The 14,160-nt window shown below is 69.9% G+C and carries 13 protein-coding genes and 1 pseudogene; 10 read left to right on the top strand and 4 right to left on the bottom strand.

The window, feature by feature from the left end; all coding sequences use genetic code 11:
• Nucleotides 1-14 precede the first annotated feature (14 nt).
• Nucleotides 15-1,547 carry a class I adenylate-forming enzyme family protein gene (locus OG390_RS22890; protein WP_406170620.1) on the bottom strand — a complete coding sequence of 511 codons (1,533 nt, stop codon included), beginning with the start codon at nucleotides 1,545-1,547 and terminating at the stop codon, nucleotides 15-17.
• Nucleotides 1,548-1,692: 145 nt separating this feature from the next.
• Between OG390_RS22890 and OG390_RS22885 the strand changes: the two genes are divergently transcribed.
• The 4 genes from OG390_RS22885 to OG390_RS22870 all read left to right on the top strand — a co-directional run bounded on the left by OG390_RS22885 (nucleotide 1,693) and on the right by OG390_RS22870 (nucleotide 5,902).
• Nucleotides 1,693-2,880 (top strand): amidohydrolase family protein, encoded by a 1,188-nt coding sequence (locus tag OG390_RS22885; RefSeq protein WP_399087884.1) that lies wholly within the window; start codon nucleotides 1,693-1,695, stop codon nucleotides 2,878-2,880.
• 16 nt (nucleotides 2,881-2,896) lie between these two features.
• Nucleotides 2,897-4,051: an acyl-CoA dehydrogenase family protein gene (locus OG390_RS22880; RefSeq protein WP_406170618.1), complete on the top strand. Its 1,155-nt coding sequence runs from the start codon at nucleotides 2,897-2,899 to the stop codon at nucleotides 4,049-4,051.
• A gap of 10 nt (nucleotides 4,052-4,061) precedes the next feature.
• On the top strand, nucleotides 4,062-4,961 hold the full coding sequence (locus OG390_RS22875) for an acyl-CoA dehydrogenase family protein (RefSeq protein WP_406170616.1): 900 nt from the start codon (nucleotides 4,062-4,064) through the stop codon (nucleotides 4,959-4,961).
• Nucleotides 4,962-5,440: 479 nt separating this feature from the next.
• Nucleotides 5,441-5,902 (top strand): ATP-binding protein, encoded by a 462-nt coding sequence (locus tag OG390_RS22870; RefSeq protein ID WP_406170614.1) that lies wholly within the window; start codon nucleotides 5,441-5,443, stop codon nucleotides 5,900-5,902.
• A 453-nt stretch (nucleotides 5,903-6,355) separates the two neighbouring features.
• Here OG390_RS22870 and OG390_RS22865 read toward each other — a convergent pair whose 3' ends face one another.
• The gene (locus OG390_RS22865) at nucleotides 6,356-7,291 is read right to left on the bottom strand and encodes a cyclase family protein (protein WP_406170612.1); all 936 of its coding nucleotides are present in this window, start codon (nucleotides 7,289-7,291) and stop codon (nucleotides 6,356-6,358) included.
• 96 nt (nucleotides 7,292-7,387) lie between these two features.
• Here OG390_RS22865 and OG390_RS22860 point away from each other — a divergent pair, with 96 nt between their 5' ends.
• The 4 genes from OG390_RS22860 (at nucleotide 7,388) to OG390_RS22845 (ending at nucleotide 11,445) form a co-directional block, all read left to right on the top strand.
• Entirely contained in the window at nucleotides 7,388-8,299 is a 912-nt protein-coding gene (locus OG390_RS22860) for an SDR family oxidoreductase (RefSeq protein ID WP_406170610.1), read from the top strand.
• A gap of 189 nt (nucleotides 8,300-8,488) precedes the next feature.
• On the top strand, nucleotides 8,489-9,640 hold the full coding sequence (locus tag OG390_RS22855; protein ID WP_406177808.1) for an acyl-CoA dehydrogenase family protein: 1,152 nt from the start codon (nucleotides 8,489-8,491) through the stop codon (nucleotides 9,638-9,640).
• A 10-nt stretch (nucleotides 9,641-9,650) separates the two neighbouring features.
• Nucleotides 9,651-10,700, top strand: coding sequence for a Zn-dependent alcohol dehydrogenase (locus tag OG390_RS22850; protein ID WP_406170609.1), 1,050 nt, complete (start codon nucleotides 9,651-9,653; stop codon nucleotides 10,698-10,700).
• Between the two features lie 196 nt (nucleotides 10,701-10,896).
• The gene (locus OG390_RS22845) at nucleotides 10,897-11,445 is read left to right on the top strand and encodes a hypothetical protein (protein WP_406170607.1); all 549 of its coding nucleotides are present in this window, start codon (nucleotides 10,897-10,899) and stop codon (nucleotides 11,443-11,445) included.
• Here the strand turns inward: OG390_RS22845 and OG390_RS22840 are convergent.
• Nucleotides 11,338-12,081 (bottom strand): annotated as a pseudogene (locus OG390_RS22840) (GlxA family transcriptional regulator); the annotation flags it as partial. The gene OG390_RS22845 and the pseudogene OG390_RS22840 overlap by 108 nt on opposite strands.
• Between OG390_RS22840 and OG390_RS22835 the strand changes: the two are divergent.
• Both OG390_RS22835 and OG390_RS22830 read left to right on the top strand, forming a co-directional pair.
• Complete coding sequence (locus OG390_RS22835) at nucleotides 12,078-12,527, top strand: glycine-rich domain-containing protein (RefSeq protein ID WP_406170606.1); 450 nt, start codon at nucleotides 12,078-12,080, stop codon at nucleotides 12,525-12,527. The pseudogene OG390_RS22840 and the gene OG390_RS22835 overlap by 4 nt on opposite strands.
• A 75-nt stretch (nucleotides 12,528-12,602) precedes the next feature.
• Entirely contained in the window at nucleotides 12,603-13,232 is a 630-nt protein-coding gene (locus OG390_RS22830; protein WP_406170604.1) for a class I SAM-dependent methyltransferase, read from the top strand.
• Between the two features lie 21 nt (nucleotides 13,233-13,253).
• On the opposite strand, the gene OG390_RS22825 is transcribed toward OG390_RS22830, so the two are convergent.
• Nucleotides 13,254-13,961 (bottom strand): recombinase family protein, encoded by a 708-nt coding sequence (locus OG390_RS22825; RefSeq protein WP_406170602.1) that lies wholly within the window; start codon nucleotides 13,959-13,961, stop codon nucleotides 13,254-13,256.
• Nucleotides 13,962-14,160 lie beyond the last annotated feature (199 nt).

The raw sequence follows: 14,160 nt of genomic DNA, 5'->3' as shown, positions 1-14,160 counted from the left end.
GATGCCGGAGTGAGTCACTGCGAATAACGCTCCCTGAGCCGGTACTTGAGCACCTTGCGCAGGGTCTCGTTCCGCGGAAGGGCGCCCACCACCTCCAGCTGCTCCGGCAGCTTGTGCACGGACAGCCCTTCCGCGCGCAGATACGACGTGATCGCCACGAGGGTCAACTCATCGGCTCCCGGGGGCTGTTCGACCACCGCGCAGACCCGCTCCCCGCGCTCTGCGTCGGGCAGCCCGATCACGGCCACGTCCCCGACGTCCGGGTGCCGGTGCAGCAGGTCTTCGATCTCCTTGGCCGAGATGTTCTCGCCCTTGCGGATGATGATGTCCTTCAGTCGGCCGGTGAGGACGAGGTGCCCGCTCTCCGTCAGATGCCCGACGTCCCCGGTGATCAGGAACCCGTCCGCGTCGAAGGCCTCCGCCGTCTGTGCCGGATCCAGGTATCCCTGGCAGACGGCCTCCCCGCGCAGCCGAACATCGCCGTCGACGCCGTACGGCCGTGACGCCCCGTCCCCGTCCACGATCCGTATCCTCATGCCCTCGGGGGGCCTGCCCTCCGTCGTCGCCAGGTTCTCGACCGTGTCGTCCGGCGACCCCATCGTGATCATCGGGACCTCGGTCATCCCGTATCCGTGGGTGAACTGCACGCCCATCTCCCGTACGACGCAGTGGTAGACCTCCGGCGGCTTCGGCGCCCCACCGCCCGCCAGGAGCCGAAGAGTCGGAATGACGGGCTCTCCCGGCTGCTTGCGCTGTTCGGTGAGGAACATCGAGTAGAAGGCCGTCGAGCCGCCCGCCACCGTCACGCCGTGCTTGCGATAGCCCTCCAGGGCGGCGGGCAGCGCGAAGTGCTCGAACATCACCGCCGGGAAGCCGTACAGCAGCAGCATCACCGTGTAGTCGGGCCCGGCGATGTGCGCGTACGGGAAGGCCATCGAGCCCACGTCGTCGGCCGTCAGGCGCAGCGCGTGCGCCAGGCACGAGCCGCCCGCGATCAGTGAACGGTCCGTGTGCAGCACGCCCTTGGGGTCGGAGGTGGTGCCCGAGGTCCAGTAGATCCAGCGGACGCAGGTGCCGTCGGCGGGGGGAGCGGGGAGCACGGCGGGGTCGCCGTCCGGCAGCGTGTCGTATGCCTCGAAGGCACCCTTCGCGCCGAGCCGCCGCGCCATCGCCGTGTGGTCGAAGCCGCGCCACTCGCCCGGTACGGCGAAGTACTCCGCCTTGGACTCCCGCAGCGCGAAGCCGACCTCGCGGTCGCGGTAGAAGGGGATCACCGGGGACTGCACGGCGCCGAGACGGGCCAGCGCGAAGGACAGCAGCGCGGTCTCGATCCGGGTGGGCAGCTGCCAGGCGACCACGGTGCCGGGGCGTACGCCCATCTCGTGCAGGCCCGCCGCGACCCGTTCGGCACGGTCCCGCAGTTCGCCGAAGCTCAGGGAGCGGTCGTCCTGGAGGAGGACGGGTCGATCGGGGGTGAGGTCGGCGCGGCGTGCGACCAGTTCCCAGAGCGTACGGGCGGAACTCAGGGCGTGTGCGGTGTCGTTCACTTCGACCCCCTGTAGCTGACGGTGAGTCAGATCGTGGGCAGAGCGTAGGGCTCGCCGCCTTGTCGGTCCATAGGCGCGGGGCTAGCCTGCTTGGGCAGAGGAATCTGACGGACCATCAGAAACGTACGCCAGGCGGAGGGGAACCATGACCGAACTGCCCCGCATCATCAGCGTCGACGACCATGTGATCGAGCCCGCGCACCTCTTCGAGACCTGGCTGCCGCAGAAGTACCGCGAGCGCGGGCCGCAGCCCCTCACCGCCGGCATCGGAGAACTCGCCTACGTCGGCGGCAAGTACCAGATCACGATGGATCCGCAGGGACCGCCGACCGACTGGTGGATCTACGAGGACCTCAAGTTCCCGTACAAGCGCAACATCGCCGCCGTCGGCTTCGACCGCGACGAGATGACCCTGGAGGGCATCACGCGCGCGGAGATGCGACGCGGCTGCTGGGACCCCGTCGAGCGCCTCAAGGACATGGACCTCAACCATGTCGAGGCCAGCCTCTGCTTCCCCACCTTTCCGCGCTTCTGCGGGCAGACGTTCGCCGAGGCGCACGACAAGGAAGTGGCCCTGGCCTGCGTGCGCGCGTACAACGACTGGATGGTCGAGGAGTGGTGCGGCGACAGCGGCGGCCGGCTGATCCCGCTGTGCCTGATCCCGCTGTGGGACATCGACCTCGCGGTCGCCGAGATCCGGCGCAACGCGGCTCGTGGCGTGAAGGCCGTGACCTTCTCGGAGATCCCCACCCACCTGGGGCTGCCCTCCATCCACTCCGGCTACTGGGACCCCTTCTTCGCGATCTGCCAGGAGACGGGCACGGTCGTGAACATGCACATCGGGAGCAGCAGCCAGATGCCCGCCGCCTCCCCGGACGCGCCCCCCGCCGTCCAGGCGTCGCTGTCCTTCAACAACGCGATGGCCTCGATGATGGACTTCCTGTTCAGCGGGGTCCTCGTGAAGTTCCCGCGTCTCAAGCTCGCCTACTCCGAAGGGCAGATGGGCTGGATCCCGTACGCTCTGGAGCGCGCCGACGACGTCTGGCAGGAGCACCGCGCCTGGGGCGGAGTCCGCGACCTGATCCCCGAGCCCCCGTCGACGTATTACTACCGGCAGATCTTCTGCTGCTTCTTCCGCGACAAGCACGGCGTCGCGTCCCTGGACGTGGTGGGGCGCGACAACGCGACCTTCGAGACCGACTACCCGCATGTGGACTCGACCTTCCCGAACACCAAGGAGGTCGCCCTCGACCATGTGAAGGGCCTCGACGACGAGACCGTCCACAAGCTGATGCGCGGCAACGCGATCCGGATGCTGGAACTGGACCTCTAGTGGACAGGGGCCTCTAGTGGACCTGGCGTACACCCCGGAGGAGGAGGAGTTCCGCGCGCGCCTGCGCGAGTGGCTCGCCGAGGTGCTCCCGTCACTGCCCCCGAAGCCGTCCCCCGACGACTGGCCGGGCAGACGGGCCTACGACCTCGGCTGGCAGCGGATGCTGTACGACGCCGGGTACGCGGGCCTGCACTGGCCCGTCGACGCGGGCGGCCGGGGCGCCACCCCGACGCAGCACCTCATCTACCTGGAGGAGACGGAAAAGGCGGGCGCGCCCTACGTAGGGGCGAATTTCGTCGGGCTGCTGCACGCCGGGCCGACCATCGCCTCCGAAGGCAGTGCCCAACAGCGGGCGCGATGGCTGCCGCCCGTGCTGCGCGGCGAGGAGGTCTGGTGCCAGGGCTTCAGCGAGCCGGACGCCGGCTCGGACCTCGCGGCGCTGCGCACGCGCGCGTGGCGGGACGGCGACGACTACGTAGTGAGTGGGGCCAAGATCTGGACTTCCCACGCGGAGGTCGCGGACTGGTGCGAGCTGCTGGTCCGCACCGACGCCACCGCCCCCAAGCACCGCGGCATCTCCTGGCTCGCCATGCCCATGGACGCGCCCGGGATCACCGTCCGGCCGCTGCGGACGCTCGCGGGCTCCACCGAGTTCGCCGAGGTCTTCCTCGACGAGGTGCGCATCCCGGTCGCCAACCGCGTCGGCGCCGAGAACGACGGCTGGCGGGTGACCATGGTGACGCTGTCGTACGAGCGCGGTACCGCCTTCGTCGGCGAGGTCGTCGCCTGCCGGCGCGTGCTGGGCGAACTCGCCCGCGAGGCTCGCAAGAACGGCCGCTGGGACGATCCCGCGCTGCGCCGCCGGCTCGGCCGGCTGAACGCAGAGTTCCGCGCGTTGTGGCGGCTCACTCAGTGGAACGTCAGCGACTCGCAGAGGACCGGGGGAGTGCCCGGAGTCGGCGGCTCGGTCTTCAAGCTGCGGTTCTCGCACACGCGCCAGGAGCTGTACGACGCCGCCGCCGAGGTCCTCGGCCCCGAGGCGCTCGACCTCGGGCGGGAGTGGACCCTGGACCGGCTCTCGTCGCTGTCGTACACCATCGCGGCCGGTACCTCGCAGATCCAGCAGAACATCGTGGCCGAGCGGATCCTGGGCCTTCCCAAGGGGCGGTGAGCTCTCCGAAGTGGACTTCCAACTCACGGATGATCAGCGGGCGTTGAAGGCGGGCGTGCGGGAGCTGCTGAGTGCGCGCTTCGGCCGGGAGCGGCTGCGGGCCGCCGCGGACGACGGGCCGCCGGGCCTAGACCGGGTGCTGTGGCGCGAGCTCGGGGAGGCGGGGCTCTTCGCGCTGCGGCTGCCGGAGGCGGACGGCGGGGTCGGACTCGGACTGCCGGAAGCCGTGTTGGCCTTCGAGGAGGCGGGACGGGTGCTGCTGCCCGGCCCGCTGATCGCGACGCACCTCGCGGCGGGCGCGGTGGACGGGGCGGCCACGGGCGAGACCGTGGTGGCCGCCGTCGACGGGTGGCTGGTGGAGTGGCTGGCCGAGGCCGATGTCGTACGAGGGGACACGACCGGCGCCGAGCCGCTGCGGTCGGTGGATCCGCTGACACCGCTGCACCGGGTGCCTGCGGCCGGCGTATCCAGGGGGGCCGACCCCGACGCGGTACTCCTCACCTCGCTCCTCACCGCCGCCGAACAACTCGGCGGCGCCGCCCGCACCTGCGAGCTGGCCGTGCAACACGCCCGGACGCGGGAGCAGTTCGGGCAGCCGATCGGGGCCTTCCAGGCGGTGCAGCACCTGTGCGCGCAGATGCTGGTGCGGGTGGAGGTGGCGCGCGCCGCCGTCTACGCGGCCGCCGTGACCGCCGACCCGACGGATGTCGCCGCGGCCCGACTGCTCGCTGACGAGGCCGCCGTGCGTGGCGCTCGCGACTGCCTCCAGGTGCACGGCGGCATGGGCTTCACCTGGGAGTCCGATGTCCATCTGTACCTGAAGAGGGCGTGGGTGCGGACGCACCGTGCGGGTGGCGTCACGGAGAGTGAGGATGCGTTGGCGGACGATCTCCTGGCCGGAGCGGGCTGAAGGGGCTCTGTGCAGGCACGTCGCGAGAAGGGCTCACATGAATGTCGCGGATCGTGGCATACCGGAATTACAGAGCGTTGATATCGGGTTGTGTCCTAGGCGTGACTTGTCACGGCCTGGAGTCGGCGCCGGGCTCCGGTACCTTGTGTGGGATGCGAGTGGTTCTGAGGCTGAGCCATCCCGGTGTTGCCCCTGAGGCCGCGCCGGACCCGGCGATGCATGCCGCTCGCACGGCAGGGCGGACCCCCGCACCTGCCTGTTCGACTCCCCGTGGCGAGCGTCGCACAGTATGCCGCACGCGTACTCCTTCGCGCTGGAATATGCCCGAAGCGCTTGTTGGGGTGACTGTACGTCAACCATGCTGTCTCGCAAGGGAATCACTTTCCGTGATCCTTGTTCTGGCCATGCAGAAAATGGCTACGATCGTGGCCCTTGTGAGGCGCGAGGCGATGTGTCCGCCGGTTCGGATGGTGTGAGCGGTGCAGGTGCTTCAAGTGCAGCTGGAGATCCGGCCCGACCCCGCGGAGGTGGGGCGAGCCCGGAGGTGGGCCCGATCCAGGCTCGCCGGGTCCGGGATAGGGGCCGATGAACCGCTCGCCGAGACGCTGATCCTGCTCGTCTCCGAACTCGTCACCAACGCCGTGGTGCACACCGGCTGTCCGGCCGTGCTGCGGTTGTCCCTGCCGGGCGGGGCCGAGGCTGCCACCGTCCGCCTGGAGGTGGCCGACTCCAGCGCCCGGCCCCCGTGCCCCCGCCACGCCGAGGGTGACGAGACCAACGGCCGTGGCCTGGAGCTCGTCGACGGCCTCGCGGACCGCTGGGGCTGGAACGCCGAGGGTGCCGGCAAGCGCATCTGGTGCGAGGTGGACCGCTGCGCGCCGGGAGCTTCTGCGGGGGCCGCGTATCCGGCGTATGAGGACTTTGCGTACGAGGCGGTCTAGGCCGCAGGGTCTGCGGCCGGGCACGCGGGGTTCGTGCATGTATGCACGAACCCCGTGTACAGAACCTCGATTGTGGCTGAATGCGCCGGGGAGTGCTTCTGTGCGCGCTGTCACAAAGGGGACGTAAACTGATAATTCCCCGAACGGGTGTTGACGTGACGTGTCCGTTTGATCACGCTTGTGTTCAGCGATTCGCCGCGAGGGGACGGCGAGGGTTTCGGTGACGGGAGCCCTCGGCGAGTGTGGGTCGCGATTCGGCGTCGGCTCCTACAGGGCCACAGGAGCAGGGCGGGTACGCCGGAGCCGGATGGCGGCGCGCGGTGCCGTGCTCGGGGCGAGCAGTGACGCGCCGCCAGCCGACCCTCTCGTGCACGGGCATGTCCGGCCGGCCCCTGTCCCGGTGGGCCTGATCAGTCGGCCCTCCCCTTCGAGCGGGCTTGTGCCGCAGGGCTTCTACAGCAGGGCAACCGGCGCCACCGGTGTGCCCGTGCCGCCCACGAAGGGTTCGGGCATCGCCGACAGCAGGAAGGTGTAGCGCCCCTCTTCTCCACAGGCTGTGGACAACTCTTCGAGATTCCAGTTCTGGCCCTGCAGCATCCCCATCTCGACCAGGTCGAGCGCGTGCACGGGCAGCCAGAGGTCCTCGATCTCGGGCGGAAAGATCTCGAAGGTGAGGGTGTCGTTCGCGACCGCCGCGACATCGCGCGCGTGGAACCACTCCGGGGTTCGGACGGACAGCCCGGGTGACGGATATCCGTATCCGTGTTTGTCGCCGGCCAGATACACCTGGATCTGCCCGGTCCGTACGAGGGCGATGTCGCCCGCCCGTACGCGTGTCCCGGCCAACTCCTCGGCCGCGTCCAGGTCTTCGGGCGTCACGGCATGGCCGCCGTCCAGCCGGTCCGTGCCCCGCGCTCGCGCGACGTCGAGCAGCACGCCGCGCGAGACGATGTGCCGCGGCTTGTCGATCCCGCTGAACTCGGCGCCGCCGTGCGGGGTGATCGTGTCGGCCGGACGGCCGTTGTAGAGCTTCCCGGAGTGGGAGACATGGGTGAGCGCGTCCCAGTGGGTCGCCGCCTGGAGCCCCATGGTGACGGCGTCGTCGCTGCAGGCGACGGTGCCCGGCCCGAAGAGCTCCTGGTTGATCTGCACCATGGCGTGCAGCGGATTGACGCGACCCGGGATCATGCCGGTCTGTACGCCGTCCTGTTGAAGGGGGAGGGCGAGGGGGACGCGGCGGCCGCTGCGGACGCAGGCGGCGGCCTCCCGTACGACGTCATCGGTGATGAGGTTCAGGGTCCCGATCTCGTCGTCGGACCCCCAACGCCCCCAGTTGTTCACGCGCTTGGCGATCTCGTGAAACTCCGGACGAAGCGTCGGCAGTGACATGAGTCCTCCCCGGGGGCTTGTCTCCAGGTGTCTGACGGGTCGTAGAATCCGAGTTGAATCTAACGGACCGTCAGAAACTGCGGGAAGGGGCCGGGCGTGGGGAACTTCTTGGCAGGCAAGGTCATCGCCGTCACCGGGGCGGGGCGGGGGATCGGCCGTGCCGTCGCCCTCACCGCGGCGGCCGAGGGCGCACGCGTCGTGGTCAACGACTACGGCGTCTCCATCGAGGGCGCGGAGCCGACGAGTTCCGTCGCCGGGGCCGTCGTCAAAGAGATCGAGACGGCGGGCGGCGACGCGGTCGCTGTGGCCGACGACATCTCGACGATGGCGGGCGGGCAGCGGGTCGTCGACGCGGCGCTGACGTCGTACGGGCGCATCGACGGAGTGGTGTGCGTAGCCGGCATCCTGCGCGAGCGCATGCTCTTCAACATGTCCGAGCAGGAGTGGGACCCGGTGGTAGCCACCCACCTCAAGGGCACGTTCACGCTCTTCCGCGCCGCCTCCGCGGTGATGCGCAAGCAGGGCTCCGGGACGCTGATCGGTTTCACCAGCGGCAATCACCAGGGGTCGGTTTCACAGGCCAACTACAGCGCCGCGAAGGGCGGAATCATCTCCCTCGTCCGGAGCGCCGCGCTCGGCCTGCACAAATACGGGGTCACGGCGAACGCGGTCGCCCCTGTCGCGCGGACGCGCATGTCGGCGAACGTCCCCATGGAGCTGAAGGAGATCGGCGAACCGGAGGATGTGGCCGCGCTGGTGGTCTACCTCCTGTCGGACCGCGCGCGGGAGGAACGGATCACCGGGCAGGTGTACACCATCGCCGGCCCCAAGATCGCGGTGTGGGCCCAGCCCCGGGAACTGCGCGCCGGATACGCCGAGGGCACTTGGACCCCCGAGAAGATCGCGGACTTCCTGCCGGGGACCGTGGGGGTGGATCCGATGCCGCTGCTGGAGCGGGTGGAGGCGATGGCGAGGGCGGCGTCGGAGGGGGCGCGACCGAATGCGTAGGGCGTGTGCGCGGTGGGGGGCTGTCTCAGTCGTCCTCGTCGCGGGCATGCGTGCCGCTGGGGGGCGGCGTCCGTCCCACAGAGCGCGGCACCCCGTAAGCGCCGGGTTGCGCTGCTCACCCCTGGCTCGGCCCGAACCCCGGGCGCCCAAGCGAGAGACGTCCACTCGGCCAACATGGAGGCGGCAACCGTGGAGTTCGGATTCGGCCCCGAGGACGAGGCGTTCCGGTGCGAGGCGCGCGCCTGGCTGGAGGCGCACCGCACCGGTGCCCCCGCCCGTCGGGACTGGGAACGGGAGCTCGGCCGGGGCGGCTGGATCGGCCTCGGCTGGGACGAGGACGGGTACGGCAACCGGCGGGGCAGCCTGACCCAACAGGTCGTCTGGGCCGAGGAGTACGCCCGGGCGAAGGCACCCGCCCGCTCGGGCCACATCGGCGAGAACCTCCTGGCGCCGACCCTCATCGCCCACGGAACGCAGGAACAGAAAGCCCGCTTCCTGCCCCCCGTCGCCCAGGGCGAGGAACTCTGGTGCCAGGGCTACAGCGAGCCGGGAGCGGGCTCGGACCTGGCGGGCGTGCGCACCGCTGCCGTACGCGACCGCGACTCCTACCGGGTCACCGGCCAGAAGATCTGGACATCCCTCGCCCACGAGGCGGACTGGTGCTTCGTGCTCGCCCGGACGCAACCCGACTCCACCCGCCACCACGGCCTGTCCTTCCTCCTCGTCCCGATGGACCAGCCGGGCGGCGTCGAGGTCCGCCCGATCCGCCAGCTGACCGGCACGAGCGAGTTCAACGAGGTCTTCTTCGACGGCGCGTTGGCCCGTGCGGAGCACGTGATCGGCGGCGAAGGCAATGGCTGGCGCGTCGCGATGAGCCTCCTCGGCTTCGAGCGAGGTGTGTCGACGCTGGCCCAACAGATCGGCTTCGCCGAGGAATTGGGGCGCGTGGTCGAGACGGCCGCCGCGACCGGCGCGGCCGCCGATCCCGTCGTACGCGACCGGCTCGTACGGCAGTGGGCAGAGCTGCGCACGATGCGCTGGAACGCCCTGCGCACGCTGGGGAGTTCCAGCGGCCCTGGAGACGCCGGGGCGCCCAGCGTGGCGAAGCTGCTGTGGGGTGGCTGGCACCGGAGACTCGGTGAGCTGGCCATGCGGGTGCGGGGGGCCGCGGCGGCCGTGGGCCCGGCGGACTGGTCGGCGGCGGCACCGTACGAACTCGACGCGTTCCAGCACCTGTTCCTCTTCAGCCGGGCCGACACGATCTACGGCGGTTCGGACGAGATTCAGCGCACGATCATCGCCGAGCGCGTGCTCGGCCTGCCTAGGGAGCCGAAGGGCTGAGGGAGTCGCGATGCGAGGCGTGATCTTCGATGGGAAACAGACCCAGGTCGTGGACGATCTGGAGATACGGGATCCGGGGTCGGGGGAGGTTCGGGTCGCGATCTCCGCGGCCGGGCTGTGTCACAGCGACCTCTCTGTGGTGGACGGGACCATACCGTTCCCCGTTCCTGTGGTGCTCGGCCATGAGGGCGCGGGTGTGGTGGAGGCGGTGGGGGCGGGCGTCACCCATGTCGAGCCCGGCGACCATGTGTCGCTGTCCACGCTCGCCAACTGCGGGGCCTGCGCGGAGTGCGACCGGGGGCGACCGACGATGTGCCGCAAGGCCATCGGAATGCCGCAGCAGCCGTTCGCGCGGGACGGCCGACCGCTGTACCAGTTCGCGTCCAACTCTGCTTTCGCCGAACGGACGTTGGTCAAGGCGGTCCAGGCGGTCCGGATCCCGAAGGACATCCCACTGACGTCCGCCGCGCTGATCGGTTGCGGCGTTCTGACGGGCGTCGGCGCCGTCCTGAACCGTGCCCGTGTGGACCGGGGCGACAGCGTCCTGGTCATCGGCACCGGCGGCATCGGCCTCAATGTCATCCAGGGCGCCCGGATCGCGGGAGCCTTGCAGATCGTCGCGGTCGACTCCAACCCGGCGAAGGAGTCGGTGGCCCGCCAGTTCGGCGCGACGCACTTCCTGGCCTCGACGGAGGGCGTGAAGGACATCCTCCCTCTGGGCGCGGACCACGCCTTCGAGTGCGTCGGACGGACCGAACTCATCCGCCAAGCCGTCGACTTGCTGAATCGCCACGGCCAAGCGGTTCTCCTCGGAGTTCCCCCGGCGACGGCCGAGGCCTCCTTCCTCGTCTCCTCCATGTACCTGGACAAGTCGATCCTCGGCTGCCGCTACGGCTCATCGCGTCCACAGCGCGACATCGCCCTGTACGCGGACCTGTACCGGGAGGGCCGCCTGCTCCTGGACGAACTGGTGACGGCCACCTACCCGGTGGAGGACTTCGACAAGGCGGCCCAGGACGCGCACGAGGGGAGGGTGGCGAGGGCGGTGCTGACGTTCTAGCCGGCTCCGAGCGTGGATGCGGCGAGGGGCGGCAGCCCAGCCGTCCCGGCTGCGGGCAATCGTGCCGCTGGGGCGGCACCCGTGCCGGCTGTTGGCATCATTGCGCTGGGGCGGACACCCGTCCCACAGAGAGTGGCACCCTGGCAGTGCCGGTAGTCGCCCCCACGCCGACCGCGGCCGCATCCCGCGGGGACAGTTGTCCACAGGCCGGGAAATCCCGTGGGCGGCGTTCCTGTACGGGCTGCGCGACTGGCCGGGCCAACTGCTCACCCGGAGCGTGCTGCTGCTCTGCGCGATGTCCGGGTGCGTGGCGGTGGTCGCGCTGATACCGAGCCTCGCCTGGATCGCGGCGGCGCTCGTCCTCGCGGGCGTGCTGCAGGCCGGAGCCATGCTCACCCGCAACCTGGCGCTGCGCGAGATCCTCCCGCCGAGCGCGCTGGCCGCGGGCTACTCGGTGATGTACGCGGCCGTGGGCGCCGGTTACGCCGCGACCGGCTCCCTCGCGGGCGCCCTGCTCCACTTCGCGGCGCCCTCGACCGCGATCCTGGCGGGTGTCGGACTCACCCTGCTGCTCACCGCCGTGGGCGCACTGGGGGAGAGCCGCCGGGCGGCCGACGTGGCGAGCGCCGGTGAGCGCTCAGCCTCCGGACGGGACAAGGGAGTTGTCAAAAGCCCCGCCGACGCCCGCCCCGGAGCGGAACGTGCGCCGATATGCAGTGGGAGTGACACCGAGCGCCGCCTGTAGGTGCTGCCGCATCGACTGGGCCGTTCCGAAGCCGGCGTCCCGCGCCACCTGGTCGATCGACAGGTCGCTGGACTCCAGCAGGTGCCGGGCCCGTTCGACGCGCTGCTGGGTGAGCCATTGCCCGGGGCTGACGCCGACCTCCTCGCGGAAGCGCCGCGTGAAGGTGCGTACCGACATGGACTCCTGCTCGGCCATGTCGCGCAGTTGGATCGGCTCGTGGAGGCGGCCCAGGGCCCAGGCGCGGGCGGCGGTCGTGGTGACCGCCTGCGCGTCCGGCTCCGGGCGCTGGATGTACTGCGCCTGGCCGCCGTCGCGGTGCGGCGGTACGACGGTGCGGCGGGCCACCTCGTTGGCGACGGCGGCGCCGTGGTCGCGGCGTACGAGATGGAGGCACAGGTCGATCCCGGCCGCGACACCGGCTGAGGTGAGGACGTCCCCGTCGTCGATGAAGAGCACATCGGCGTCGACCTTGACCTTGGGGAAGAGCTCCTGGAAGTGCTCGGCGTGCATCCAGTGCGTGGTGGCCGGGCGGCCGTCGAGATAACCGGCCGCGGCCAGGACGTAGCCGCCGATGCAGATGGAGACGAGGCGGGTGCCGGGGCGGATGTGGGCGAAGGCGGCGGCCAGTTCGGGTGTGGGAGCGGGAGGTAGCCCTCCTCCTCCGCAGCCCGGAGAACACGCGAGAACTGGCAGAGGCCAAGTTCGGACAGGCCATCGCCTACCTGGTCACGTGCGGCGAGAACCCGGACCTTCTCATGGGTCCGTCTGAGCAGGTGGATGAGGCATGGCACTCGTTCATGCTCGACTCGATCCCGTACCACCACTTCACCAGTCGGCACTTCGGCCGGTACATCCACCACGTCCCGGAGCTTCCGGGGGCGGCGGCAGGTGTCCTGTGCGTCACCGACGACGAGGTGACGCGGGATGGGCATGATCCCAAGACTGGCGGCCCGCTCGTCCTGGAGCAGACGATCAAGGCCATCAAGGCGGCCGGGTTCGAGATCGCCCCCGACCTGTGGGGTATGGAGGACGCGGCCGACTGCAACCAGTGCCACGCCGGGTGTCACGACTCGCCCAAGTAGTAGTGAGCAGCAGGTGAGTTGGGGCCTGCCTCCGTACGTTGGGGGCGGGCCCCTCTTGCCGGAAAGGATCACCGCATGTCATTGGCTGAGTCCTGGGACAGGTACGCGGTCGCGAGCAAGCCACGCCGGACCATGAACGCCACGGGCGATACGACCTGGCTGAACTGGACTCAGTACGCCGATCACGGCCCGAACGAGAGCGTTCTGGGCCCCGTGGCCGGACGCCGGGTGCTGGAACTCGGCTCGGGGAGCGGTGGCAACCTCGCGCACCTCGTGAGGCTTGGCGCGACAGGTCAAGGGGTGGACATCGCCCCCGCCCGCGAGACGGTCGCACGGGAGCGCTGGGGCGATCTGCCGGGCATCGCGTTCCGTACGGCGGAGGCGACGGCGTTTCTGAGCGAGACGGACGAGACGTTCGATGTCGTGCTCTCGATCTTTGGTGCCGTGTGGTTCGTCGATCCGGACACCTTGCTCCCGCTGATCCGCTCGCGTATGGCTCCGGGCGGCATCCTGGCCTTCTCGCATTTGCCCTCAGGAAGCCAGGGGCCCAAGCCTGCCAAAGCCGGACTGCGGCACGACCGCACCCCGGATGAGTGGTGGCGCATCCTGGCGGGGCACGGCTTCTCCGACGTGTGCGTGTCTCTGATCGATCCGCCAGAGGGCAGGACCGTGGGCACGATGCTTGTTCGTGCCCTGGTGGCCTGACCCTGTGGCTGAGCGCCTGTGTCAGGAGCTCCCGGCCTTCTGGCAGACGGAGCGAACCGTCATGGCGCTCCACTTCGCGGCTCTGCGCGGGGGTAGGCCTTCAGTGTCGAGCTGCTCGCCGATGGCCCGGTAGCTCATCCCCTCCGCCCTCAGTTCGAGTATGCGGGCCTGTGCGGCCTGCTCCGTGGGGTTGGGTGCCGCGTCGCGCTCTCGCCCCTCTCCGTCCCCGTGGAAGCCGTAGGCGTACGCCCCGACAGCCTTCCGTCCGGATGCTGCCTTGGCCGCGCGCCCGTCCCGGAGACGCTTGACCACCATGCGCCGATCGAGTTCGGCGAACACGCCGATGACCTGTCGCATGGCCGTGCGCATCGGGTCGTCAGGGTCGTCCTGGTGGACCTCCCCACCATCGGCGGTGAAGACCTTCCCCCCGTCACGCCAGACCACGGCAAGCGTGGCTTCCTGCACCGTGAGCGCACGGGCCAACCGGTCGAGCCGAGGTATCAGCAACCCCTCTGCCTCGCCCTCCCTGATGAGTAGCAGAGCTTCCGACAGGCCCTGACGGTCAAGCGCTTCGGTCGCACCAGACACGCCCTCATCGCGTGATACGTGAACGATGCGGTGACCGTGGGTCTTGGCCCACGCCTTGACGGCCTTCTCCTGTACGTCCAGGCCGAAGCCGTCCGAGGCCTGTCCAGCCCCGGATACGCGGATGTAGGCAACGAGCTTCATGCCCCCTCTTCCATGATCATGTAAGTTTTTCCGTGGAAAAACTTACAGTGCAGGTCGGGGGCTGCAACGTTCATCGCATGACCGTGGCGGGCAACGGCTCGCACAGTCGCGTACAGGGCGACGGGGGAAAGGGGTGGGGTATGCCCCCCTGAAGGACCTTGCTCGACCGCCGTGTCTTACCGGCCAAGATTGAGCCACG

The sequence above is a fragment of the Streptomyces sp. NBC_00996 genome, from assembly GCF_045162675.1.
GTDB lineage: Bacteria > Actinomycetota > Actinomycetes > Streptomycetales > Streptomycetaceae > Streptomyces.
The sequence above is the reverse complement of the archived record's forward strand: the minus strand, read 5'-3'. Positions and strand labels throughout refer to the sequence as shown.